Genomic DNA, 22,083 nt, shown 5'->3' with positions numbered 1-22,083 from the left:
GAGGGGTTTGCGCCCCTCAGCGCCCCTCTTGCGTGAGCTTGAGGAAGTGGTTCAGGATGTGGAAGTGGTCTTCGAAGAATTGCTCTTCCATGGCCGGCAGCGACGCCACGGGCACCCACTGCGCCAGCGCCGCATCGTCGGCCGCCGTCACGGCCGGCAACTGGCGCGTCTTCAGGTCGAAATAATGCGCGTGCGTGATGGTACGCCCGCGCTGGCTGCGGTCCGGGTGGTCGAACACGGCCACGCCCACCAGCGCCTCGACGAGGGTGGGCGCCAGCACGCCCAGCTGGGTTTCTTCCGCCAGCTCGCGCAACGCCCCCTGCAGCAGCCGTTCGCGCGGCTCGAGGAAGCCGCCCGGCAAGGCCCACAGGCCCTTGCCCGGATAGCCGCCACGGCGCACGAGCAGCACGTGGCCGCCCGTCTGCACCAGCGCATCGACGGTCGTGAAGATGGGCGCATACGGCGCCACTTTCCAGCGCGCCTTGTAGGCCTCGATGGCGCGGTATTCCTGCACCAGCGGCGCGTACCACGGCAACAAGGTCCACGCTTTCAGATACTGGCCGATGGCCGCCGGCAACAGCTGCGCCACGGCGCTCAGCGACACGTCGACATCTTCCGCCTCGAACAGCACGTTGCGGATGGCCGTCGCGCCTATCGGTGCGCCAGGATCGATCTCCAGATTGAGCAGCTGCCAGTGCGGAAAGTGGTGCAGGTAATAACTGGTGGCGTCCTTGAAGCAGGCCACCAGGGCGATGCGCTGCGCCGTGGCCACGGCGCCCGCCACGGCGCGCCGCACGGCATCGGCCCACAGGCCATCGTCGTAGTAATCGCGCACGGCCACGTAATGCACGCGCGCGCGCTGATCCTCGGGCAAGGTGGCGGCGATCATGGCGGCCCGCTCCTGCCACGTAAACGGGTTCTTCGGGCTGCGCGCATGGAAGGCGGAACCGAGCACCACCACCACTTGCGCGGCCGTCGTCAGCGCCTTCTGCAGCAGGCCGGCATGGCCGTTATGAAAAGGCTGGAAACGGCCGATCAGGATGGCCGCGTCGGCGGAATAGGCGAGGGTCATGCGTCGTCTCCGGTGGGGTAGTGGGCGGCGATCGGCAATTGACGGCCGCTGCCAAAGGCGCGCGAACGCACGCGGATGATGGGCGCCGCCTGGCGCCGTTTGTACTCGTTGCGGGCGACCATGCCGAGGATGCGCCTCACGAGCGCGCGCCCCTCGTCCGTCTCGCGCAGCTGGTCGACCAGGGTCAGCGCCTGCGCGCTTTCTTGCGCCGGCAGGCGACGCCCTTCGATATGCCATTTGAGGATTTCATCGAGCACGGGATACGGCGGCAAGCTGTCGGTGTCGCGCTGGCCCGGCGCCAGTTCCGCCGACGGGGGTTTCTCCAGCACGGCGGCAGGAATCAGTTCGCGCCCGGCGCTGGCATTGATGTGGCGCGACAGGGCGAAGACCTCCGTTTTATACAGGTCGCCGATCAAGCCCAGTCCCCCGTTCGTGTCGCCGTACAGGGTGCAGTAACCGACCGAGATTTCGCTCTTGTTGCCGGTGGTGAGCAGCAGGGCGCCGAACGCGTTCGAGTATTCCATCAATATCGTGCCGCGCACACGCGCCTGCAGGTTTTCCAGCGGCAGTCCTTGCAGCTTGCCGTCGAAGGCGGCCGCGTAACCGGTTTCGTATTGCGCCACGATGTCGCGGATGGCATGCGTGTACAGGGCGATGCCGAGGTTGGCGCACAGGGCGACGGAGTCGGTGACGGAGCCGGCGCTGGAAAACACGGATGGCATGGTGATCGCCACCACGTTATCGGCACCGAGCGCCTCGACGGCCAGCGCCAGGGTCAGTGCCGAATCGATGCCGCCCGAGCAGCCGACGACGACTTGCGTAAAACGGCAGCGGCGCGCGTAGTCGCGCAGGCCAAGCACGATCTGGCGCCGCGCAAATTCGACGGCGGGGATGCCGTCCGGGTCCGGCACGGGAAACGCCGCGCCGTCCTTCTGCGCGAAACGCCCATCAGCAAAGCGCAGCAGCTGGAAATCCTCGACGAAGCGGGCCGCCTCGTACTGCACGCCGACGCCCGGCGAGATGGCGAACGAGGCGCCGTCGAACACGAGCTGATCCTGGCCGCCCACCTGGTTGACGAACAGCAGGGGCAGATTCACGCGCTGGCAGGCGGCGCCAAACACGGCGTGGCGCTGCGCGCGCTTGCCGATGTCGGACGGGCTGGCGTTGATGCTGACGATGAGATCGGGCCGCGCCGCATGCAAGGTTTCAAACGGGTTGACGGCGTAGGTGCGGCCGTCGTCGTTCCAGCCATCCTCGCAAATCATGAAACCGACCTTGCAGCCGGCGATATCGAGGGTGCAGGCGCCGGGCGGGCCCGGCTCGAAATGGCGGCCCTCGTCGAAGATGCCGTAGGTCGGCAGCAGCTGCTTGTAGTATTCGGCGACGATGCGCCCGTCGCGGATGGCCAGCAAGGCGTTGTACAGGGGCTTGCCGACGCCGGGGTTGGGCCGCGCCGTGCCGATGACGGTGACCAGCGCCGGCCAGCGCGTGGACGCTTCCAGCAGCTTGTTCAGCGCCTGCTGCAGGCCACGCAGGAAGGCGGCATCTTCGAACAGGTCGCCCGGGTAGTACGCGCACAGCGACAGTTCGGGGCACACGAGCAAGTCGGCGCCATCGCCGCTGGCGCGGGCCATGCGCGCGGTGATGGCGGCGACATTGGCGTCGAAGTCGCCCACGGTGGGATTCATCTGGGCGAGGGCGATGGTCAGCATGGTGATCCTTCAATTGGTTCCGCTTGAAACCACTATCCTGCCTGAAAAGTTTTCTGAGCGTACTGATGCAATCGTGCAAGCCTGCCAGTCGCTGCGCTACAAGGTCTTGCGCCAGGCCCGCAAGCGCGTGCACGCGTTGGCATACGGCGACGCCGTATTGAACTGGATCATGCGCCCCATCGTGTAATGCGTGTACCAGGGCTGGCCATACAATTGCGCGTCGTCGTGCGCGTCGACCAGCGCCAGCAGCTGGTTTTTCGCCTGCTCCAGGCGCTGCAGCAAGTCGTCCATGCCCAGTTCAGCATAGTCGGCATAAAAGCGCTGCGCCAGTTTTCCCAGAGCGTTCCACGTGAAACCTTCGGCGGGAAAGGCGATATCCTCGATGCGTTTGCCGTCGCGCAGCTGGGCATGCCAGTGCAAGACCAGCTCGTTCCAGCCCACCAGATAGGCAAGCAGATCGCACACGCTCATGCGCGTGCCTTTCACTTGCCCCTCCAGCACGGGATCGCGTGCCAAGGCCGGCGGCACGCGTGCCAGCTCCTGCATCAGCTTGGCGTACGTGCTGTTGATGGCGTCGACCAGTTCCTGCTTGCTGTTCGGGATCGCCATCATGCCGCCTTCACAACAGGCAAGCCGGCTGCCTGCCAGTCGTCGTAGCCGCTGCCCAAACGGCGCGCCTGCAAGCCGTGCTGGCGCAGGGCCGCCACGGCTTGCACGGACAGCACGCAGTACGGGCCGCGGCAGTAGGCGGCGATCTCCGCGTTCGCGGGCAATTCGCCCAGGCGGCGCTGCAAGTCGTCAAACGGAATATTGATCGCGCCGGGCAAGTGGCCGGCGGCAAATTCCTGCGCGGGCCGCACGTCGAGCACGGTGATGCTGGCTTCCTGCATGCGTTCCCGCAGTTCGTCGCCCGTGATCGCTTCCACATGGTCGCCCCGGCCCAGCGCCTGCAGCTCGCTGCGCTGGTGCTGCGCATACACGTCCAGCGCAGCGAGCAACTGCATGACAGGGCCGTTGCCGAGCCGGTACAGCACGCGCTTGCCGTCGCGCCGCGCCTGCACGAAACCGGCGCGCCGCAACTGTTGCAAATGCTGCGAGGTATTCGCCACGGACAAGCCCGTCAACTCCACCAGTTGCTCCACCGCATACTCGCCGTGCGCGATCTGCTCGAGCAGGCGCAAGCGCGGCGCGCTGCCTAAAATATGGGCAAACCCGGCAGAACCGGTAAGCAATTCAATATCGGCATTTTTCATTGACACGATGCTAGCACCCTTATAACATTCAAGCAATCAATTGAATGTTATAAGGGAGACACGATGCAAATACTCTGGCTCGATGCCCTGGCGATCGGCGTGGGCGCGACGGCAGTGATGGATGTGTGGGCGGTGGCATTAAAGCGCTTCTGGTGCATACCCTCACTGAACTTGGCGATGGTGGGACGCTGGCTCGGCCATCTTCCGCGCGGTACCTTCACCCACGTCAACATCGCCCAGGCGGCGCCCGTGCGCGATGAAGCCATCCTCGGCTGGACGGCCCATTACGTGATCGGCGTGCTGTTTGCGGCCGTGCTGCTGGCGCTGGTGGGACGGGAGTGGGTGCAAGGGCCGACGTTCGCGCCGGCCTTGCTGGCGGGCCTGGTGAGCGTGGCCGCGCCGTTTTGCATCTTGCAGCCGGACATGGGCGCCGGCCTGGCCGCCAGCAAGACGCCGCATCCGGCGGCCGCCCGCCTGCGCAGCCTGATGGCGCACACGGCGTTCGGCATCGGCCTGTACCTGGCGGCCCTGCTGTGGTCGACCGTGCGCTGACTTGTCCGGCTAGCTCGTCAGCGGCGGCACGGGCGCCGGTGCCGGTGCGGCGGCCACCGCTGACATGGCCGGCGCCTCGGGCTGCGCCGGCAAGGTGCTCAGCACCATCGTGCTGGGCTTGGCGATCGCGATGTGCGCATCGTCCAAGCGCTTGAGCAGTTCGAACAGCAGCGCGCTGCGGATGCCCGATGTCAGGCGCGGCGACGAGGCAAAGCCGGTGGCGTTGAACAACAACAGGCCATTGTCGATGCCATCGAGCTGCACGCTGGGCGCCGGCGTATCGAGCACGTCGGGATTGTCGACAAAGACGGACAGGATCAGCGCGCGCGCCTCCTGCGCATCCGTGCCCAGCGGCAGCGGCAGCTTGACTTGCACCAGACCCAGCGGATTGGCCAGCGTGACATTGCGCACCGTCTTGGTAATGAATTCCGAGTTCGGCACGATCACTGTCGAACGGTCGCTCAGCTGAATTTCCGTGGCGCGCACATTGATGCGGCGGATATCGCCCTCCACGCCGCCGAGCGAGACCCAGTCGCCCACTTTCACAGGGCGCTCGGCCAGCAGGATCAAGCCGGAAACGAAGTTCTGCACCACCGCCTGCAAGCCGAAACCGATACCCACGGACAAGGCCGACGCCACCCAGGCGATGCGTTCCAGGCCGATGCCGGCCGCCGACAGGGCCAGCGCCACGGCCAGCACGCCGCCGATGTAGCCGAACAGGGTGATGAACGATACTTGCATGCCGGTATCGAGATTGGTGGTCGGCAAATAACTGTTTTGCAGCCAGCGCTTGAACAGGCCCAGCGCGATAAAGCCGACGACCAGCACCAGCAGCGCCTGGATCATGGCGGCCGGGCGGATCGCCACCTCGCCGATGGCCAGGCCATCCTGCAGCTTGCCCACGCGTTGGAACAACTCGCCCGGACCTTCGCCAAACGGCGCCAGCAGCAGCATCAGGGCCAGCAGCACGACGATGGCGCGGCCGATGCCCGACAGCAGCACGGCCGCCTGGTCGCGCGCCTTGGGCGTGGCCAGCACAGGATGGGCGGCGTCCGGCGGGGGCGGGGTCGAGGCCAGCAGCATGCAGATATCGTCGACCAGTACCGTCAGCAGATAGGTGCTGCACAGCACCACGATGACCCAGGCGATTTGCTTGGCAATAAAACTGCCGAACGCCACATAGCCGACCAGCAAGCTGATGACGCTCGATGCCAGCGCCAGCCACAGCAGCACCGTGACGCAGCGCAGCCACAGCGGCGTGACCAGGGTGGCGGGATCGGCCTCGCGCAACTGGCGCCAGCAGCGCTCGGCGCGCATCAGGCCGTAGGCGATGGTCGTGCTCATCACCAGGGCGACGATGCAGTTGACGGCCACGGCCGTCGACAAGCCCGCATTGATGACGATGGTGACCCGTTCCGTGGCCCACACGAGCACGACGATGAAGGAAAACATCGATGGAAAATTGCGCATGCGGTGCGCCAGCGCATCGGGCAGGGGCAGCAAGCGCCACGATACACGGCGCGGCGACAGCAGCGCGTGGCCGAGCCCTGCCGTAAAGCCGGCAAAACAGATGATGCCGATCAAGCTGCTGAGGAAAGTCGAGGTTTTTTCAGACAGACCGCCATCCCAGCGCAGCCCCATGGCCAGCAATTCGGCCACCAGGCCCGGCGTGGCCGCCGCCAGCACCAGCACGGCCAGCGCATGCAGCGAACGGCGCAAACGGCCATGCGGCACGCGCGTGGCCGTGATCACCAACAGATAGCGCGAAGCCCAGACGCTGGCGCCGAACACGGCCACGATGCCGGCCAGCAAGCCACCCCAGGCCGACCACGGCGTGGCGCTTGCCGCGTTCGTCAATTCCCCCTCCAGCGCCCGCAGGCGCTGCAGATTCTGCGGCAATTCCGCATGCAGTTGCTTCCAGAACGAACCGGCCAGTATCGACGCCGTGCGTTCACCCAGGCGCGCCTGCAACTGCGCGCGGCGCACCGTCGACACTTGCTCCGACGCCTGCGTCGCTTCCACGGCCAGCAAGCGCGCCAATTTCACCTGCGCATCGAGCGCGCTGCTGGTGCGGTCCAGCTGGCTGCGCTGGGCCGCCACGTCGGGGGCGTCTTTCGTGCCCGCCGCCGGCTTGCCCAGCTCGGCCAGCCGCGCCTGCACGCTCGACAGCGTGGGCACGAGCGCATCGGCCACCTTGTCGGCCTCGGCGCTGGCCGCCAGCGCATCGGCGCGCATCTGCGACAGGGTCGCGTCATCGAGCTCCGCCTCGCCATCGAGCGCCTTCTGGATGGTTGTAATCTGCTTGCGCAAGCCGTCGAGGCGCTGGTCGGCCGTGGCGGCGTCATCGACGGGTTGCGCCCAGGCGGGCGGCGGGGCCAGCGAGCAGGCCAGCAACAACGCCAGCAGGAAGGGAAAGAAACGGAGACGGAAAGAAGTCATGCGGACCTAAGGCTGAAAATGGGAAAAATTGCCGAATCGGCGGCGACGCCGGTCATGGCCTGCCGCCCGGCGGGTGCCTGCCAATATAGCTGAAAACGCGCGCAAGCCGCAGAACAGGCGGAACCGGCGTGTATCCAAGGGGGCGACTAGGCATATTGCCCTATGGAAATATCACATAAAAAGGTCTAGGATCGTCCTCCGCTTGGCGGCACGGCCCCCAATCCGCAGCCGCCGACCTTTTGACCATTCCCTCCGTATTGAGACCGCCATGAAGTTTTTATCCAACCTGACCATCGGCACCCGCCTCGCTGTGGGCTTTGGCGCCATCGGCGCCATGCTGATCATCATCTCTTGCCTGGGCATTGCCATGCTGGGCAAGATCAACCAAGGCACCGGCCACATCGTGCATGACAGCATGCCCAAGATTGCGCTCGCCAACAGCGTGTCGGCCAACATCAACGACATCGCCATTGCCCTGCGCAACATGATGCTCAGCGCCGATCCGGCCGACCAGCGCAAGCAGACCGAGGCCATCCTGGCCGCGCGCCAGGCGGCGGCCGGCAATCTCGGCAAGCTCGCGAACATGCTCGATTCGGACCGTGAACGCGCGCTGATGGCCAAGATGAACGACGCCAACACGCGCTACGCGCAGGGGCAGGAAGCGCTGCTGGCGCTGATCAAAAGCGGTACGGCGGACGACAGCAGCGCCTACCTGTACGGCCAGCTGCGTCCCGTCTTGCTTGTCTACAAGCAGTTGATTGCCGAACAAATCAGCTTGCAAAACACCCTGGCCACCACGGCGGGCGACAACGCCAACACCACCTATGCCAATACGCGCACCTTGCTGATCGGCATGTCGCTGGCGGCCTTGGCCATCGCAGCGGCCTTGGCGTATGGCATCACGCGCTCGATCACCGGCCCCGTCGCCACGGCACTGCAGGTGGCCAACACGGTGGCCGCGGGTGATTTGCGCAGCCATATCACCGTGCAGTCGCGCGATGAAATGGGGCAACTGTTGCAAGCGCTCAAGCGCATGAACGACAACCTGGCGCACACGGTGGGCACGGTGCGCGCCGGCACGGAAACGATCGCGTCGGCCTCGTCCGAAGTGGCGGCGGGCAGCCTGGACCTGTCTGCGCGCACGGAGCAGCAAGCCAGTTCGCTGGAAGAGACAGCCTCATCCATGGAAGAGCTGACCTCGACCGTCAAGCAGAATGCCGACAATGCGCGCCAGGCGCACGTGCTGGCTGACACGGCCTCGGGCGTGGCGCAGCGCGGCGGCGCCGTCATCGCGCAAGTAGTGGCGACCATGCGGCAAATCGACGCCTCGTCAAACAAGATTGCCGACATCATCGGCGTCATCGATGGCATCGCCTTCCAGACCAACATTCTGGCCTTGAACGCGGCCGTGGAAGCGGCGCGCGCGGGAGAGCAGGGCCGCGGCTTTGCCGTGGTGGCCACGGAAGTGCGCAGCCTGGCGCACCGCTCGGCGGCGGCCGCCAAGGAAATCAAGACCCTGATCGACGACTCGACCCAGACCGTGGCGGCCGGCAGCGAACTCGTGCACCAGGCCGGCAACACCATGAACGACCTGGTCGACAGCGTGCGCCGCGTCACCGACATCATGGAAGAGATCACGTCCGCCAGCGCGGAACAGACGGCCGGTATCGAGCAAATCAACCAGGCCATCAGCGAGATGGACAACGTCACCCAGCAAAACGCGGCCCTGGTGGAAGAATCGGCGGCAGCGGCGGCGGCCATGCAGGAGCAGGCGGCGACCCTGGCGCAGGTGGTGAGCGTATTTAAACTTGACGCCGGCAAGGCGCAGACCAAAGCGGCAGTCGCCACGCCAACCGCACCGCGCCAGCAAGCCGTCGCCCTGCGCGTGCCGGCGACAAGGAAAGCTGCGACGGCAACAGCGGCGTCATCCGACTGGGAAGAGTTCTAAGACAGCAACGCCACAGGTGCCTCTCGGCACCTGTGGCGTCATGCAGCATAGGATGCTTCTTGTTACGCGACCTGATCCATGTCAATAAACGATCAAGTTTGACACGGCGCGGCTAGGCCGAGATTTCTCTGCGGATGATCTCCGCACCGGCGCTGAGCGCATTGAGTTTGCCTCTTGCCACGCGACGAGACAAGGGTGCCATGCCGCAGTTGGTGCTCGGGTAGAGCTTGTCGGCATCGACAAAGCGCAGCGCGTTGCGCAGGGTGTTGGCCACTTCCTCCGGCGTTTCAATGGTATTGCTGGCCACGTCGATGGCGCCGACCATCACTTTTTTGCCGCGTATGAGTTCAATCAGGTCGATGGGCACACGCGAGTTGTGGCACTCGAGCGAGATGATGTCGATATTCGATTGCTGCAGCTTGGGGAACGATTCCTCATATTGACGCCACTCGGACCCCAGCGTATTTTTCCAGTCCGTATTGGCCTTGATGCCGTAACCATAGCAAATATGCACGGCCGTTTCGCATTTGAGCCCTTCGATCGCCCGCTCCAGGGTGGCGATGCCCCAATCGTTCACTTCATCGAAGAACACATTGAAGGCGGGTTCGTCAAACTGGATGATGTCGACGCCGGCCGCCTCCAGTTCCCGCGCTTCCTGATTGAGGATCTTGGCGAATTCCCAGGCCAGTTTTTCGCGGCTTTTATAGTGGCTGTCATACAGCGTATCGATCATCGTCATGGGACCCGGCAGCGCCCATTTGATCGGCTGCGTGGTCTGCTGACGTAAAAATCTGGCGTCATCGACAAACACCGGCTTGCTGCGGCTCACGGCGCCCACGACGGTCGGCACGCTCGCATCGTAGCGGTCACGGATTCGGACGGTCTCGCGTTTGTCAAAATCGACGCCGCTCAGATGCTCGATAAACGTGGTGACAAAATGCTGGCGGGTTTGCTCGCCATCGCTGACGATATCGATGCCTGCCTGCTGCTGCTCCTGCAGCGATAAACGCAGCGCATCCTGTTTGCCCTCGATTAACTCCTCGTCCTGTAATTTCCACGGCGACCAGAGTTTTTCAGGCTGCGCCAGCCAGGAAGGTTTGGGCAAGCTGCCGGCGGTTGATGTAGGCAATAATTTTTTCATGATCAGCGATTTCGTGTATTTGGATTAATCAGCGAGCGTGGCGGCAGCCCATTGTTCAAGAACATGCTTGTATGGCTTGATGAAGTGCTCTTCCGTATATTTGCCCTGCTTGACAGCCAGCTGGCTGCGCTCTTCCCGGTCATAGACAATTTGCGTCAGTGAATAATCCTGATTCTTCAGGCTGGGCTGATAGCATTTCCCCGCCGCGGCATTGGCGTTGTAAATCTCGGGCCGATAGATCTTTTGAAAGGTTTCCATCGTGCTGATGGTGCCGATCAGCTCCAGATTGCTGTAGTCAGCCAGCAGGTCGCCGATAAAATAAAACGCCAGCGGTGCGGCGCTGTTTGGCGGCATGAAATAGCGCACCTGCATCCCCATTTTCTCGAAATAGGCATCCGTCGAGGAGAACTCGTTTTGCTGATACTCAACGCCCAGGATGGGGTGCTGGTTTTCCGTCCGCTGATAGGTCTTGCTGCTCGAAGCGCTGAGGCAGATGACCGGCGGCTTGCTGAAACGCTCTTGATAAGCATCGGATCTGACAAAGTGCTTGAACAGCTTGCCATGAAAATCGCCGAAGTCATCTGGTGCGCTGAATGCGGATTGATTGTTGTTGTGTTCTGGCAGCAGCACGCTGAAGTCGTAATCGCGCACGTAAGAGGAGAAGTTATTCCCCGCAATGCCGTCGATGCGTTGTCCGGTTTTTTTATCCAGGATATTCGGCTTCAATATCTCGATCAACGGGATATTGCCGCCTTTGACATCGATATTCAGCTCGACGGAAATGATTTCGAGCTCGACAGAGTAACGGTCAGCGTTCGGGTTGTCCCAGTGCGCCAGGCTGTTGAAGCGGCTGTCGATCATTTTCAGGGTGTTGCGCAAGTTCTCCTGGCGGCTCTTTCCCCTGGCCAGATTGGCAAAGTTGGTCGTCAGGCGCGTAGTGTCCGATGGGTGATAGTTTTCATCGAAAACAATGCTCTTGATGCTGAATACAAAGTCGTTGCTCATGGTGATCTGCTGTCCTGATTTCTGCGAAAAGGTGAATGTGTTAATTGCTTGGTACCCGCGGTGATGCGTCTCAGGCTACGGCCAGCTCGTCAGCCGTGGCCGAGCTCGCATGGCGCGTCAATGCGATCACGGGCAAGGCCCGTTGCACCGCCAGTGCGGCCCGCTGGAGCAGCGCCTCGTCCTGCAGACGGTAGTCGAGGAAATCCTTGTCGGTCGCATAGACGCCCAGCGGCAAGGTGCGTGCCTGGAAAAAGCTGAACAGCGGCCGTAACTGGTGGTCGATCATCAGGGCATGGCGCTCGCTGCCACCGGTGGCCGCCAGCAGGACGGGCTTGTCGATCAAGGCATCCTGATGAATGAAGTCGAAGAAGTGCTTGAACAGCCCCGTGTAGGCGCCGCGATAGACCGGGGTTGCCACCACCACGATGTCGGCTTGCTCGACCGCCGCAAGTTCCCGCTCCACCGTCTCGGGCAGCTGCGAGCGCCAGACGGCGCCGGCCAGCTGCGGCGCCAGCTGACCCAGTTCGACCAGGCGTTGTTCGCACAGCACTTCGTCGGCGATCAGGTCCATCAGGTGCTCGGCCAGGGCTGCCGCCTTGGAAGGGCGTTGCAGCCCGCCGGAAACGGCGACTATACGCAATGGACGTGTCATGGTTGCTTTCATAGGGATGGATGCGCGAAGGCGAAGAACGCCGGCAACAGGGAAGTGGATGATAGCGGGGGAAATCGATGAAGTATAATGGTCATATTTCATACATCCATGAATATGGCTCATTCCAATGCTTGAACGCATCCACCTCAGCATCGTCCAGCAGGTCGAAAAACAAGGCTCGTTGACGGCCGCCGCAGGCGTGCTGCACCTGACCCAGTCGGCCTTGAGCCACAGCATGAAGAAGCTGGAACAGCAGCTAGGCACCGACGTCTGGCTGCGCGAAGGGAGAAATTTGCGCCTGACGCAGGCCGGCCAGTATCTGCTGGCGGTGGCGAACCGGGTGCTGCCGCAACTGGACCTGGCCGAAGAACGCCTGGGCCAGTTCGCGCAGGGCGAGCGCGGTGCGTTGCGCATCGGCATGGAATGCCACCCCTGCTACCAATGGCTGCTCAAAGTGGTGTCGCCGTATCTGACCGCTTGGCCCGACGTGGATGTGGACGTCAAGCAGAAGTTCCAGTTCGGCGGCATCGGCGCGCTGTTCGGCTACGAGATCGACCTGCTGGTCACGCCCGACCCGCTGTACAAGCCGGGGCTGGCCTTCGAACCCGTGTTCGACTACGAGCAGGTGCTCGTCGTGGCCAAGGGCCATGCACTCGCTTCAGCGGCGTATGTGCAGCCCCGGCAACTGACGCAGGAAGTGCTCATCAGCTACCCCGTCGACATCGAGCGCCTGGATATTTACAATCAATTCCTCTTGCCGGCCGGTGTCACACCCAAGCGCCACAAAGCCATCGAAACGACCGACATCATGCTGCAGATGGTGGCCAGCGGCCGCGGCGTAGCCGCCCTGCCGCGCTGGCTGGTCGAGGAATACGCGGCCAAGATGGACGTGGTACCGGTGCGCCTGGGCGCGCGCGGCATCGCCAAGCAGATCTTCTTGGGCGCACGCGAGACGGACACCGCCATCGACTACGTGCGCGCCTTCATCGCACTGGCGCGCCAGCCTGTCATTGCGCCGCGAAGCTAAGCACGCGCGCGTGTTCACTGGGGCCGGCTACCGCGCGCCTTCCATGGCTTCCACGGTGTCGAACATATGCGCCAGCGCGCTTTCCATGGCGCCGGCCGTAGCGTCGCCGCTCTGGTTGGTGATGATGAAGACGCCAAGCTGATATTTGGGAACGACGTAGGCGTAGCTTTGCGCACGGGGCACGCCGCCATGGTGGACATAATGCGTGCCCAGCTGGCGATTGCTGCCGATGTTCCAGAAATAGCCGATGCTGAAGTCGTCCTGAAAGCGCGCCAAAGGCTTGTGCGATTCAACGACGGCAGGATGGGCGCTCAATTGCAGGCGCAGGTATTTCGCCATGTCCGGCATCGTCGACTTCAGGTTGCCTGCCGCCCCCCAGGGCAGTTGCGGCATCGGCGTGGTGACGACGGGATTGTCGCTGTGGTAGCCCGGCGCCAGCCGGCCGGCATCCGCGGCGGTGATGCTCAGCCTGGTATCCTGCATGCCCGCTTCGCGCGCGAGCCATTGCGTGAGCAGGACTTCATAGGGCATGCCATAGATTGTTTCGAGCGTGTGCGCAACGAGTTCGGTACCGGCGCTGGAATAGGCGTAGTCCTTGCCCAGCGGCCCCTTGATGCTGACGGTGTGCAAGTCCTGCCAGAATTGCGGTTGTCCGTAGTTGGCGTAGGCGGCATTGAGCTTTGCCGGCGTGGCGTGTGCCGTGAAATCCTGCAAGACGGTGTTCACCTGCAATGGCAGCATGCCAGGCATATTGCTCGTGTGCGTGATCAAATGGCGCAAGCGTATGGGCTGCCCCTGCGACTGCAGGTTCGGGTAGGCGGCTGGCAGGTACTTTTGTATGGGATCGTCGAGCGCCGCCTTCCCATCGAGCACGGCGTTCGCCAGCAGCAGGCCGGCAAAAGTCTTGCTGACCGAGCCGATTTCATACAGCGTCGTATCGTTCGGCGGATTGGCTTTGCCGGTCTCCAGCTCGCCTTGATGCAGCATGAATTGCTTGCCACGATACACGACAGCAATCGAGGTCGCGTGCAGCAATGGCGACTGCAGCAGGGCGGTCGCGGTCTGGCGCATGGCCGCAGGAATGTCGTGCGCAGGTGCCGTGGCTGCGGGCTTGCAAGCTGGCAAGCTGCCAGCACGAGTGTCATTCCAGTCATGATTGCGGCGAGTTTGGTCATCATGCGCACCATCGAAGGGGGATGGGCATTCTCGCACAATGGATTCAGCGGCGGCAGAAAAAAGTCACGCGCATGGTTTTTCCAGACTAAAAGAAAACGCCACCCGGAGGCGGCGTTTTCTTTCTATTCCTGGTGGCCCGGGGCGGCCCCCGCCAGGCTTACTCCACCGTCACCGACTTCGCCAGATTCCTCGGCTTGTCGACATCCGTGCCCCGCGCCAGCGCCGTGTGGTAGGCCAGCAATTGCAGCGCGACCACGTGCAGGATAGGCGACAAATCGCCGTAGTGCTCGGGCAGGCGGATGACGTGCAGGCCTTCGCCGGAGCTGATGCGCGAGTCCACGTCGGCGAAGACGTACAGCTGGCCGCCGCGGGCGCGTACTTCCTGCATGTTCGATTTGAGCTTTTCGATCAGGGCGTCGTTCGGCGCGATGGTAACGACGGGCATTTCATTCGTCACCAGGGCCAGCGGGCCGTGCTTCAGTTCACCTGCCGGATACGCTTCGGCGTGGATGTACGAGATTTCCTTCAGTTTCAAGGCGCCTTCCAGGGCGATCGGGTAGTGCATGCCGCGGCCCAGGAAGAGGGCGTTTTCCTTGCGGGCGAATTCTTCGGACCAGGCGATGATCTGCGGCTCGAGCGCCAGCACGGACGCGATGGCGACGGGCAGGTGGCGCATGGCTTTCAGGTGCGCCGCTTCCTGCTCTTCGGACAGGTGACCGTTGACTTGCGCCAGGCACAGCGTCAGCAGGAACAGGCCGGCCAGCTGCGTCGTAAACGCCTTGGTCGACGCCACGCCCACTTCCACGCCGGCGCGCGTGATGTAGGCCAGGGCGCATTCGCGCACCATGGCGCTGGTGGCCACGTTGCAGATGGTCAGGGTGTGCTGCATGCCCAGGCTGCGTGCATGTTTCAGGGCGGCCAGGGTATCGGCCGTCTCGCCGCTTTGCGAAATGGTGACGACCAGGGTGTTCGGATGCGGCACGCTGTCGCGGTAACGGTATTCGCTGGCCACTTCCACGCTGACGGGCACCTTGGCGATCGACTCGATCCAGTACTTGGCCGTCATGCCCGCATATGAGCTGGTGCCGCAGGCGAGGATCAGCACGCGGTCGATCTGCTTGAAGATTTTATACGCGTCATCGCCGAACAGTTCCGGCATGATGCCCGTCACGCCTTCCAGGGTGTCGCCGATGGCGCGCGGCTGTTCGAAGATTTCCTTCTGCATGTAGTGGCGGTACGGGCCCAGCTCGGCCGCGCCCGTGTGCGCGTGCACGGTTTTCACTTCGCGCTCGACGGGCTTGCCATCGACGTCGGCGATCCAGCAGCGCGACAGTTGCAGGTCGACCACGTCGCCTTCTTCCAGATAGATGATCTGGTCCGTCGTGCCGGCCAGCGCCATGGCGTCGGACGCGACAAAGTTTTCACCATTGCCCAGGCCGACGATCAGGGGCGAGCCCTGGCGCGCGGCGACCACGCGGTGCGGCTCGTCGCGGCAGAAGACAGCGATCGCGTACGCGCCGTCGAGGCGTTTCACGGCTTGCTGCACGGTCTCGAACAGGTCGCCGTTATACATGTGCTCGACCAGGTGGGCGATCACTTCCGTGTCCGTCTGGCTCTGGAAGACGTAACCGAGGGCCGTCAGTTCGGCGCGCAGTTCGTCGTGGTTTTCGATGATGCCGTTATGCACCAGTGCCACGCGGGCGTTCTCTTCCGTCGGGGAAAAGTGCGGGTGGGCATTGAAGGAGACCGGGGCGCCATGCGTGGCCCAGCGCGTGTGGGCGATGCCCGTAAAACCGCTCAAGCCTTCTTCCGCGATCTGCTTTTCCAGCTCGGCCACACGCGCGGTGGAACGCGAACGCTGCAGCCGGCCATCCGCATGCAGGGCGATGCCGCAGGAATCGTAGCCGCGGTATTCCAGGCGCTTCAAGCCTTCGACCAGGATGGGAGTGATATTACGTTGCGCTACCGCGCCGACGATGCCGCACATGGAAACCTCTGTCTAAAATTTAATCAATGCACGCATGCTAATGCAGAGTGCGTGAAATATGCTTTCTAAATCCGCATATTTTTGACCGAATATTTCATGACTATTTCACTGTGAAATATTATTTCATTTATACTCGATATATTTTCCAATTCATCAAAATCATGAGCGAGCACAATATTACCCTCGATGAAATCGATCGTCGCATCCTGAATGCCCTGCAAATTGATGCGTCGCAAACCAACAGCGAGCTGGCGCAAGCCGTACACGTCTCGGCGCCCACATGTTTGCGGCGGGTCAAGCATTTGCGGGAAAGCGGCGTCATCGAGCGGCAAGTGGCCATCGTCGCGCCGCAGCTGGTGGGCGCGCGCCTGACGGCCATCGTGGAAATCACGCTCGACGTGCAGGCAGCGGAACGCATGGCCGAATTCGAGCAGCTCGTGGCGGACGAGCCCGCCGTGCTGCAATGCTACCGCGTCTCGCCCGGGCCCGACTTCGTGCTGATGGTGCAGGTGGCCGACATGCCCGCCTACCACGCGCTGGCGCACCGCCTGTTTGCCGCGCACGCGAATGTGCGCAACGTGAAAAGCTATTTTTCCACGTTTCGCAGCAAGTTCGAGACGCGCATCGCTGTGTGAAGCCGGCGGGCAGAGAAGTTACCCCCGCTTATCCCAGCCTTTCTGCCCGCTTATGCACAAGTTTATCCACAGTATGAACATCACGGATTTCCACGGCCGCCGCCATCCAGCCGCGCATGAGGCCTTTCAATAAATAGACATCAGTTCCCGGATAAAACTTATCCCGGCTTATCCAGCGTTTGCCCACGCTTTAATCACAGGCTTTTGCACAGCTTTACCCACAGCAAGGCTTTACAAATTTGTCTTAAATATCCTTGCAATACAATGACTTATAAGTTATTCATGACTTATTCGCCAATTACGCACAAGCTTATCCACAATCCGGGCAGGCAAAAATCTGAGGCTACTTTCGTCGTCTGCGAGACGAGCGTGTCTGCTGGGGCACCAAACTTCGCCAGATAACTTATCCCGTCTTTCCCACAGGTTTTTCACCATTTATACGCAGCTTATACCGGGCTTATCCATCACTTGTCCGCCTGCTTGTTCACATGTTTATCCACACACCAAAATACAGCAGAAATACTTGATGGAAATAAAGCTGCGACTTATCCCGGGTTACCAGCCAGCTTTCCACAGGATTATCCACAGGCGCAAAAAAACGCCGCCAACCCGGACAGGCTGGCGGCGTCATGCCGGGTGAGGGCGATATCGCTTACTTGGGGATTTTTACGGGACGCGTCCAGCCGTCGATGGTCACCTGCCGCGCGCGCGAGACCGTCAGCTTGCCGGCCGGGGCATCTTTCGACAAGGTCGTGCCGGCGCCCAGGGTGGCGCCCTTGCCGACGGTGACGGGCGCGATCAGCTGGCTGTCGCTGCCAATGAAGGCGTCGTCTTCAATCACCGTGCGGAACTTGTTCACGCCATCATAGTTGCAGGTGATCGTGCCGGCGCCGATGTTGACCTTCGAGCCGATGGTGGCGTCGCCGATGTAGGCCAGGTGGTTGGCCTTGCTGTGCGCGGCGACCTGGCTGTTTTTCACTTCGACGAAGTTGCCGATGTGCACGTCTTCCGCCAGAACCGTGCCCGGGCGCAGGCGCGCGTAAGGGCCGATGATGGAAGCGGCGCCGACGACGGCGTCCTCGAGATGACAGAACGGCTTGATGTGCGCGCCGGCGGCCACGGTGGCATTGATGATGACGTTGTTGGCGCCCACGCGCACGCCGTCGCCCAGTTCCACGCGGCCTTCGAACACGCAGCCGACGTCGATGGTGACATCGCGGCCGCAAATGAGTTCGCCGCGCACATCGATGCGGGCCGGGTCCAGCAAGGTCACGCCGCGCTCGAGCAAGGCTTGCGCGATATTGTTCTGGTGGATGCGTTCCAGCTGGGCCAGTTGCACCTTGCTGTTGACGCCCGCCACTTCCCACACGGCCGCCGGGTGGGCCGAGGTGACGGCCACGCCATCGGCGACGGCCTGGGCGACGATATCGGTCAGGTAGTATTCCCCTTGAGCATTGTCATTCGACAAGGCCGACAGCCATTGCTTCAGCTGCACGGTGGGCGCGACCATGATGCCGCTGTTGATCTCGCGGATGGCGCGCTCGTCTGGCGTGGCATCTTTTTCCTCGACGATGCGCACGATGGCGCCGTGCTCGCGCACGATGCGGCCCAGGCCGAAGGGATCGTCCTGTTCCACGGTCAAAATGGCCAGCTTGTCCTTGCCGGCCGCCTGCACCAGTTGCTGCAGGGAAGCGGCGCTGGTCAGCGGCACGTCGCCGTACAGGATCAGGGTGGGCACGCTGTCATCCAGCAACGCCACCGCTTGCTGCACGGCATGACCGGTGCCCAGCTGCTGCGTTTGTTCCGCCGCGTCGATCGCCAGGTCCTGCTTGGACTTGTAGCCGTCCAGCAACTTCAGCACCGCTGCGCCCCCATGGCCGTAAATCACGCATAATCGGGACGGCGCCAGGACGCGCGCCGTGTCGATGACGTGCGACAACAGCGGCTTGCCCGCCAACGGGTGCAATACCTTGGGCAGTGCCGACTGCATGCGTTTGCCCATACCGGCAGCGAGAATGACAACGTTCATAGACCGTAATTTTATAAGTTAAGAATATGAAAAAGTTTAACACGCAGGCCCCGTCTTCCACGTCCTTCCAGCGGTTTACTTATGCCGTGCTGGCCATCATGCTCGTCGTCATGGCCGGCTGCAGCGGCTTGCGCCTGGCCTACAACAACGGCGATACCGTGCTGTACTGGTGGCTGAATGCGTATGTCGACCTGGACCGCGACCAAAAGGGCTGGGTGCGCGAAGACATCGACAAGCTGTTCGACTGGCACCGCAAGACGCAATTGAAGGATTACGTGGAAATCTTGCGCACGGGCCAGAAACAGCTGCAAGGCAATATCACGCAGGCAGACCTGATGGCCGACTACGGCGAGATCAAGCAGCGCACCCAGGCGCTGCTGCTGAAGGCGGCGCCCGAGCTGGCCGACCTGGCCCGCTCGCTCAAGCCCGAGCAGATCGCGCAGATGGAAAAGAAGTTCAAGTCGAACAATGACGATTACCGCAAGAAATACCTGAGCGGCGACCAGGACAAGCGCCAAAAACTGCGTTACAAGAAAGCCATGGAGCAATTCGAACTGTGGTTCGGCAGCTTCAGCAGCGAGCAGGAAGCCATCATCCGCAAGGCGTCCGACGCGCGTCCGCTGAACAATGAGATCTGGCTCGACGAACGCATGCGGCGCCAGCAGAATGTGTTGACCCTGGTCAAGAAAGTCCACCAAGAAAAACTCGGCAAGGAAGCGACCGCGGCCTTGATCACGACCCTGATCAAGGACAGTTTCGAGCGCTTGGAACACTCGGAGCGCAAGGCCTTTTTTGACGCCTACGAAAGCAGCACGGCGCAGATGGTCATGACGGTGATCAAGATCGCCACGCCGGCGCAAAAAGCCCATGCCGTCAAGCGCATGCAGGGCTGGATCGACGATTTCAATTCCCTGGCCACGCAAGCCAAATAGGCAGCCAGCGCCAGCAGGGGGGGATGGGGCCATATGCTATAGTGGCCGCCATCGAATTGAAGAAATGGAACGCCTAACAAACCGTAGCGAGCGGCAGTGAGTTGTGGCTAAGAAGCGCAGCTGTGCGAATGCACGGGGCCGCCGAGGCAGTGAGCATCGCAGGCCGCAAATCGCGACGCGCAGTAGGTTTTGTTAGGTGTTTTAAATGCCCATGCAAAAAAAAATTAAGAAACCCGCCAAAGTCCCCGTCCACCACGCGCCGCCACCGAACCAGGTGCGCATCATCGGCGGCCAGTGGAAGCGCTCCGTGCTGCCTGTTTTGCAGGCACTGGGCTTGCGCCCGACACCGGACCGCGTGCGCGAAACTGTGTTCAACTGGATCAACCACTTGCGCGACGGCGACTGGGCCAACGCCCAGGTGCTGGACCTGTTCGCCGGCAGCGGCGCACTGGGCTTCGAAGCGGCCAGCCGCGGCGCGGCATCCGTCACCATGGTCGATACGCATACGCCCGTGATCCGCCAGCTGGAAGAAAACAAGACGAAATTGCGCGCCGACAATGTGCAATTGCTGCGCGGCGACGCCCTGCTGACGGCGCAAGGCCTGGCAGCGCGCGGCCAGCGTTACGACCTGATCTTCCTCGATCCGCCTTACCAGCAGGATTTCCTGGCGAAAGTGTTGCCGATGTGCGCCAACCTGCTCAAGGAAGGCGGCATCGTGTACGCGGAATCGGGCTTGCCGCTGGTCTTCGATGAAGCCAGCGCACTGGAAAAGCCCGAGTGGATGGCGCCGTGGGAAGTCATCCGCGCCGACAAGGCGGGCACCGTTTATTATCATTTGCTAACTTACAACAAAGTGCCGGCAACTGCCTGAATCTGCCTATAAATGAGGCAAAAAGGCTCCCTGGCCCGAGGCGCAGCACCAAGGTGGTCACCAATTTCAGGCATAATGCGCGTCTATATTGGTGCATCATCAGGGAGCCGCAATGGTTGTAGCCGTTTATCCAGGAACATTCGATCCGCTCACGCGCGGTCATGAAGATTTGGTGCGCCGCGCATCGGGTCTGTTTGACAAGCTGATCGTCGGTGTGGCCGACAGCAAGAACAAGCAGCCGTTTTTCTCGCTCGACGAACGCCTGGAAATCGCCAACGAAGTGCTCGGTCACTATCCGAATGTGCAAGTGGAAAGCTTTTCCGGCCTGCTCAAGGATTTCGTGCGCAAGCATGAAGCGCGGGTCATCGTGCGCGGCTTGCGCGCCGTCTCCGACTTCGAATACGAATTCCAGATGGCGGGCATGAACCGCTACCTGCTGCCCGATGTCGAAACCATGTTCCTGACGCCATCCGACCAGTACCAGTTCATTTCGGGCACCATCGTGCGCGAAATCGCGGCGCTGGGCGGCGACGTCTCCAAGTTTGTCTTCCCCTCGGTGAACCGCTGGCTGCAAAACAAGATTGCCGCCAACGCTGCCTCATCGCAATAAGTAAGAGTGAAATTATGGCATTACTGATCACCGACGAATGCATCAATTGCGACATTTGCGAGCCCGAGTGCCCGAATGACGCGATCTACATGGGCGCGGAAATCTACGAAATCGATCCCAACAAGTGCACCGAATGCGTGGGGCACTTTGACGAGCCGCAATGCCAGCAAGTGTGCCCTGTCAGCTGCATCCCCTTCAATCCCGCCTGGCGCGAAAGCCCGGAGCAATTGATGGCCAAGTACGAACGCCTGCAGGCGGAACTGCCTGCCGCCAAACCCTAAGCATTTCTTCCTCGCCACTTCTGCGTGGCGCCAGCTTCTGCCAACTGTTCTACACTGTGTGCTTGTGCGGACTTATCCACAGCACATGTTTCTCTACGGAGGCAGAAGATGCAAATACGCACATCCCGTTTGGGCCGCTCCCTGGCCGTCGCCTGCCTGTGCGCGGGCTTGTGCGCCGCCCTGGCGCAACCTGCGCTGGCCGTCGAAGTGGGCGGCGTCAAGCTGGACGACACGGTGCAGCTGGCCAGCCGCGAGTTGAAACTCAACGGCGCCGGCGTGCGCTACAAGGTCATCTTCAAGGTCTACACGATTGCGCTGTACCTGCCGGAAAAGAAAACCCAGCTGGCCGACATCCTGGCACTGCCCGGGCCGCGCCGCCTGGAAATCGTCATGCTGCGCGACATCACGTCCGACGAGCTGGGACAAGCGTTCATGCAGGGCTTGAAGCGCAGTTCCGACCAGGCCGACCGTACGCGCCTGCTGAGCCAGACGATGCAGTTCGGCGCCATGTTCGAAACGGTGCCCGGGCTGAAAAAGGGCGATATCCTCACCGTGGACTGGCTGCCGGAAGAGGGAACCTTGTGCAAGCTGAACGGCAAACAGGTGGGCGACATGGTGCCGGACCTGGCTTTTTACAATGCGCTGCTGAAAATCTGGATCGGCGCCCATCCGGCCGACACGGTATTGCGCGCGCATTTGCTGGGCGACGTGGCGTAATCGGCTGGCGGCGGGCGTAAAAAAAGCCGGCGCAGGCCGGCTTA

20 protein-coding genes are annotated in these 22,083 nt (G+C 62.2%); 9 read left to right on the top strand and 11 right to left on the bottom strand.

Annotated features, from left to right (window positions below; all coding sequences use genetic code 11):
• Positions 1-16: 16 nt before the first annotated feature.
• From AC1RBA_RS14175 to AC1RBA_RS14160, 4 genes are all read right to left on the bottom strand, one after another.
• Positions 17-1,072, bottom strand: coding sequence for a bifunctional nicotinamide-nucleotide adenylyltransferase/Nudix hydroxylase (locus AC1RBA_RS14175; RefSeq protein WP_492418718.1), 1,056 nt, complete (start codon positions 1,070-1,072; stop codon positions 17-19).
• Positions 1,069-2,784, bottom strand: coding sequence for an NAD+ synthase (locus tag AC1RBA_RS14170; protein WP_492418716.1), 1,716 nt, complete (start codon positions 2,782-2,784; stop codon positions 1,069-1,071). The genes AC1RBA_RS14175 and AC1RBA_RS14170 overlap by 4 nt, the downstream gene beginning before the upstream one ends.
• Positions 2,785-2,880: 96 nt before the next feature.
• Entirely contained in the window at positions 2,881-3,396 is a 516-nt protein-coding gene (locus tag AC1RBA_RS14165) for a ClbS/DfsB family four-helix bundle protein (protein ID WP_275527878.1), read from the bottom strand.
• On the bottom strand, positions 3,393-4,037 hold the full coding sequence (locus AC1RBA_RS14160; RefSeq protein ID WP_070223320.1) for an ArsR/SmtB family transcription factor: 645 nt from the start codon (positions 4,035-4,037) through the stop codon (positions 3,393-3,395). The genes AC1RBA_RS14165 and AC1RBA_RS14160 overlap by 4 nt, the downstream gene beginning before the upstream one ends.
• A 63-nt stretch (positions 4,038-4,100) precedes the next feature.
• Here AC1RBA_RS14160 and AC1RBA_RS14155 point away from each other — a divergent pair, with 63 nt between their 5' ends.
• Positions 4,101-4,589, top strand: a complete 489-nt coding sequence (locus AC1RBA_RS14155) for a DUF2938 domain-containing protein (protein ID WP_492418714.1) — start codon at positions 4,101-4,103, stop codon at positions 4,587-4,589.
• A 9-nt stretch (positions 4,590-4,598) separates the two neighbouring features.
• Here the strand turns inward: AC1RBA_RS14155 and AC1RBA_RS14150 are convergent, their stop codons facing one another.
• Positions 4,599-7,028 carry a DUF3772 domain-containing protein gene (locus AC1RBA_RS14150; protein ID WP_070223322.1) on the bottom strand — a complete coding sequence of 810 codons (2,430 nt, stop codon included), beginning with the start codon at positions 7,026-7,028 and terminating at the stop codon, positions 4,599-4,601.
• A gap of 268 nt (positions 7,029-7,296) precedes the next feature.
• Here AC1RBA_RS14150 and AC1RBA_RS14145 point away from each other — a divergent pair, with 268 nt between their 5' ends.
• A complete protein-coding gene (locus tag AC1RBA_RS14145) occupies positions 7,297-8,976 on the top strand; it encodes a methyl-accepting chemotaxis protein (protein WP_492418712.1) in 1,680 nt (559 codons plus the stop codon).
• Positions 8,977-9,088: 112 nt separating this feature from the next.
• Here AC1RBA_RS14145 and AC1RBA_RS14140 read toward each other — a convergent pair whose 3' ends face one another.
• The 3 genes from AC1RBA_RS14140 to msuE form a co-directional block, all read right to left on the bottom strand.
• Positions 9,089-10,117: a methionine synthase gene (locus AC1RBA_RS14140; protein WP_492418710.1), complete on the bottom strand. Its 1,029-nt coding sequence runs from the start codon at positions 10,115-10,117 to the stop codon at positions 9,089-9,091.
• Between the two features lie 24 nt (positions 10,118-10,141).
• The gene (locus tag AC1RBA_RS14135) at positions 10,142-11,122 is read right to left on the bottom strand and encodes a DUF1852 domain-containing protein (protein ID WP_492418709.1); all 981 of its coding nucleotides are present in this window, start codon (positions 11,120-11,122) and stop codon (positions 10,142-10,144) included.
• A gap of 70 nt (positions 11,123-11,192) precedes the next feature.
• The gene (gene msuE / locus AC1RBA_RS14130) at positions 11,193-11,774 is read right to left on the bottom strand and encodes an FMN reductase (protein WP_492418707.1); all 582 of its coding nucleotides are present in this window, start codon (positions 11,772-11,774) and stop codon (positions 11,193-11,195) included.
• Between the two features lie 127 nt (positions 11,775-11,901).
• On the opposite strand from msuE, the gene AC1RBA_RS14125 reads away from it, so the two are divergent.
• The gene (locus AC1RBA_RS14125) at positions 11,902-12,801 is read left to right on the top strand and encodes a LysR family transcriptional regulator (RefSeq protein ID WP_492418705.1); all 900 of its coding nucleotides are present in this window, start codon (positions 11,902-11,904) and stop codon (positions 12,799-12,801) included.
• A gap of 27 nt (positions 12,802-12,828) precedes the next feature.
• On the opposite strand, the gene AC1RBA_RS14120 is transcribed toward AC1RBA_RS14125, so the two are convergent.
• Together AC1RBA_RS14120 and glmS are read right to left on the bottom strand one after the other, a co-directional pair.
• Complete coding sequence (locus tag AC1RBA_RS14120) at positions 12,829-13,872, bottom strand: serine hydrolase domain-containing protein (RefSeq protein ID WP_492418703.1); 1,044 nt, start codon at positions 13,870-13,872, stop codon at positions 12,829-12,831.
• Positions 13,873-14,134: 262 nt separating this feature from the next.
• Positions 14,135-15,964, bottom strand: coding sequence for a glutamine--fructose-6-phosphate transaminase (isomerizing) (gene glmS, locus AC1RBA_RS14115; protein ID WP_492418701.1), 1,830 nt, complete (start codon positions 15,962-15,964; stop codon positions 14,135-14,137).
• Between the two features lie 161 nt (positions 15,965-16,125).
• Between glmS and AC1RBA_RS14110 the strand changes: the two genes are divergently transcribed.
• Positions 16,126-16,599, top strand: coding sequence for an Lrp/AsnC family transcriptional regulator (locus AC1RBA_RS14110; RefSeq protein WP_070217697.1), 474 nt, complete (start codon positions 16,126-16,128; stop codon positions 16,597-16,599).
• Positions 16,600-17,251: 652 nt separating this feature from the next.
• Here the strand turns inward: AC1RBA_RS14110 and glmU are convergent.
• Complete coding sequence (glmU, locus tag AC1RBA_RS14105) at positions 17,252-18,628, bottom strand: bifunctional UDP-N-acetylglucosamine diphosphorylase/glucosamine-1-phosphate N-acetyltransferase GlmU (RefSeq protein ID WP_492418699.1); 1,377 nt, start codon at positions 18,626-18,628, stop codon at positions 17,252-17,254.
• Positions 18,629-18,654: 26 nt separating this feature from the next.
• Between glmU and AC1RBA_RS14100 the strand changes: the two genes are divergently transcribed.
• The 5 genes from AC1RBA_RS14100 to AC1RBA_RS14080 all read left to right on the top strand — a co-directional run bounded on the left by AC1RBA_RS14100 (position 18,655) and on the right by AC1RBA_RS14080 (position 22,039).
• Positions 18,655-19,560 (top strand): DUF6279 family lipoprotein, encoded by a 906-nt coding sequence (locus AC1RBA_RS14100; RefSeq protein ID WP_492418697.1) that lies wholly within the window; start codon positions 18,655-18,657, stop codon positions 19,558-19,560.
• A gap of 211 nt (positions 19,561-19,771) precedes the next feature.
• A complete protein-coding gene (gene rsmD / locus AC1RBA_RS14095) occupies positions 19,772-20,431 on the top strand; it encodes a 16S rRNA (guanine(966)-N(2))-methyltransferase RsmD (RefSeq protein WP_121670785.1) in 660 nt (219 codons plus the stop codon).
• A 112-nt stretch (positions 20,432-20,543) separates the two neighbouring features.
• The gene (gene coaD / locus AC1RBA_RS14090; RefSeq protein WP_034752633.1) at positions 20,544-21,041 is read left to right on the top strand and encodes a pantetheine-phosphate adenylyltransferase; all 498 of its coding nucleotides are present in this window, start codon (positions 20,544-20,546) and stop codon (positions 21,039-21,041) included.
• A 14-nt stretch (positions 21,042-21,055) separates the two neighbouring features.
• Entirely contained in the window at positions 21,056-21,322 is a 267-nt protein-coding gene (locus AC1RBA_RS14085) for a YfhL family 4Fe-4S dicluster ferredoxin (RefSeq protein WP_070218911.1), read from the top strand.
• A gap of 108 nt (positions 21,323-21,430) precedes the next feature.
• Positions 21,431-22,039 carry a chalcone isomerase family protein gene (locus AC1RBA_RS14080; protein ID WP_492402474.1) on the top strand — a complete coding sequence of 203 codons (609 nt, stop codon included), beginning with the start codon at positions 21,431-21,433 and terminating at the stop codon, positions 22,037-22,039.
• Positions 22,040-22,083: the final 44 nt, after the last annotated feature.

The sequence above is a fragment of the Janthinobacterium sp. GW823-FHT03B06 genome (assembly GCF_058796955.1).
The sequence above is the reverse complement of the archived record's forward strand: the minus strand, read 5'-3'. Positions and strand labels throughout refer to the sequence as shown.

What these genes read in the sequence shown, in the direction of transcription:
- AC1RBA_RS14085 (WP_070218911.1), top strand. Translation starts at nt 21,056, where the DNA reads ATGGCATTACTGATCACCGACGAATGCATCAATTGCGACATTTGCGAG.
- AC1RBA_RS14125 (WP_492418705.1), top strand. Translation starts at nt 11,902, where the DNA reads ATGCTTGAACGCATCCACCTCAGCATCGTCCAGCAGGTCGAAAAACAA.
- AC1RBA_RS14155 (WP_492418714.1), top strand. Translation starts at nt 4,101, where the DNA reads ATGCAAATACTCTGGCTCGATGCCCTGGCGATCGGCGTGGGCGCGACG.
- AC1RBA_RS14150 (WP_070223322.1), bottom strand. Translation starts at nt 7,028, where the DNA reads ATGACTTCTTTCCGTCTCCGTTTCTTTCCCTTCCTGCTGGCGTTGTTG.
- AC1RBA_RS14170 (WP_492418716.1), bottom strand. Translation starts at nt 2,784, where the DNA reads ATGCTGACCATCGCCCTCGCCCAGATGAATCCCACCGTGGGCGACTTC.
- coaD (WP_034752633.1), top strand. Translation starts at nt 20,544, where the DNA reads ATGGTTGTAGCCGTTTATCCAGGAACATTCGATCCGCTCACGCGCGGT.
- AC1RBA_RS14100 (WP_492418697.1), top strand. Translation starts at nt 18,655, where the DNA reads ATGAAAAAGTTTAACACGCAGGCCCCGTCTTCCACGTCCTTCCAGCGG.
- AC1RBA_RS14120 (WP_492418703.1), bottom strand. Translation starts at nt 13,872, where the DNA reads ATGCGCCAGACCGCGACCGCCCTGCTGCAGTCGCCATTGCTGCACGCG.
- AC1RBA_RS14140 (WP_492418710.1), bottom strand. Translation starts at nt 10,117, where the DNA reads ATGAAAAAATTATTGCCTACATCAACCGCCGGCAGCTTGCCCAAACCT.
- AC1RBA_RS14175 (WP_492418718.1), bottom strand. Translation starts at nt 1,072, where the DNA reads ATGACCCTCGCCTATTCCGCCGACGCGGCCATCCTGATCGGCCGTTTC.
- AC1RBA_RS14110 (WP_070217697.1), top strand. Translation starts at nt 16,126, where the DNA reads ATGAGCGAGCACAATATTACCCTCGATGAAATCGATCGTCGCATCCTG.
- rsmD (WP_121670785.1), top strand. Translation starts at nt 19,772, where the DNA reads ATGCAAAAAAAAATTAAGAAACCCGCCAAAGTCCCCGTCCACCACGCG.
- AC1RBA_RS14145 (WP_492418712.1), top strand. Translation starts at nt 7,297, where the DNA reads ATGAAGTTTTTATCCAACCTGACCATCGGCACCCGCCTCGCTGTGGGC.
- glmU (WP_492418699.1), bottom strand. Translation starts at nt 18,628, where the DNA reads ATGAACGTTGTCATTCTCGCTGCCGGTATGGGCAAACGCATGCAGTCG.
- AC1RBA_RS14165 (WP_275527878.1), bottom strand. Translation starts at nt 3,396, where the DNA reads ATGATGGCGATCCCGAACAGCAAGCAGGAACTGGTCGACGCCATCAAC.
- msuE (WP_492418707.1), bottom strand. Translation starts at nt 11,774, where the DNA reads ATGACACGTCCATTGCGTATAGTCGCCGTTTCCGGCGGGCTGCAACGC.
- AC1RBA_RS14080 (WP_492402474.1), top strand. Translation starts at nt 21,431, where the DNA reads ATGCAAATACGCACATCCCGTTTGGGCCGCTCCCTGGCCGTCGCCTGC.
- glmS (WP_492418701.1), bottom strand. Translation starts at nt 15,964, where the DNA reads ATGTGCGGCATCGTCGGCGCGGTAGCGCAACGTAATATCACTCCCATC.
- AC1RBA_RS14160 (WP_070223320.1), bottom strand. Translation starts at nt 4,037, where the DNA reads ATGAAAAATGCCGATATTGAATTGCTTACCGGTTCTGCCGGGTTTGCC.
- AC1RBA_RS14135 (WP_492418709.1), bottom strand. Translation starts at nt 11,122, where the DNA reads ATGAGCAACGACTTTGTATTCAGCATCAAGAGCATTGTTTTCGATGAA.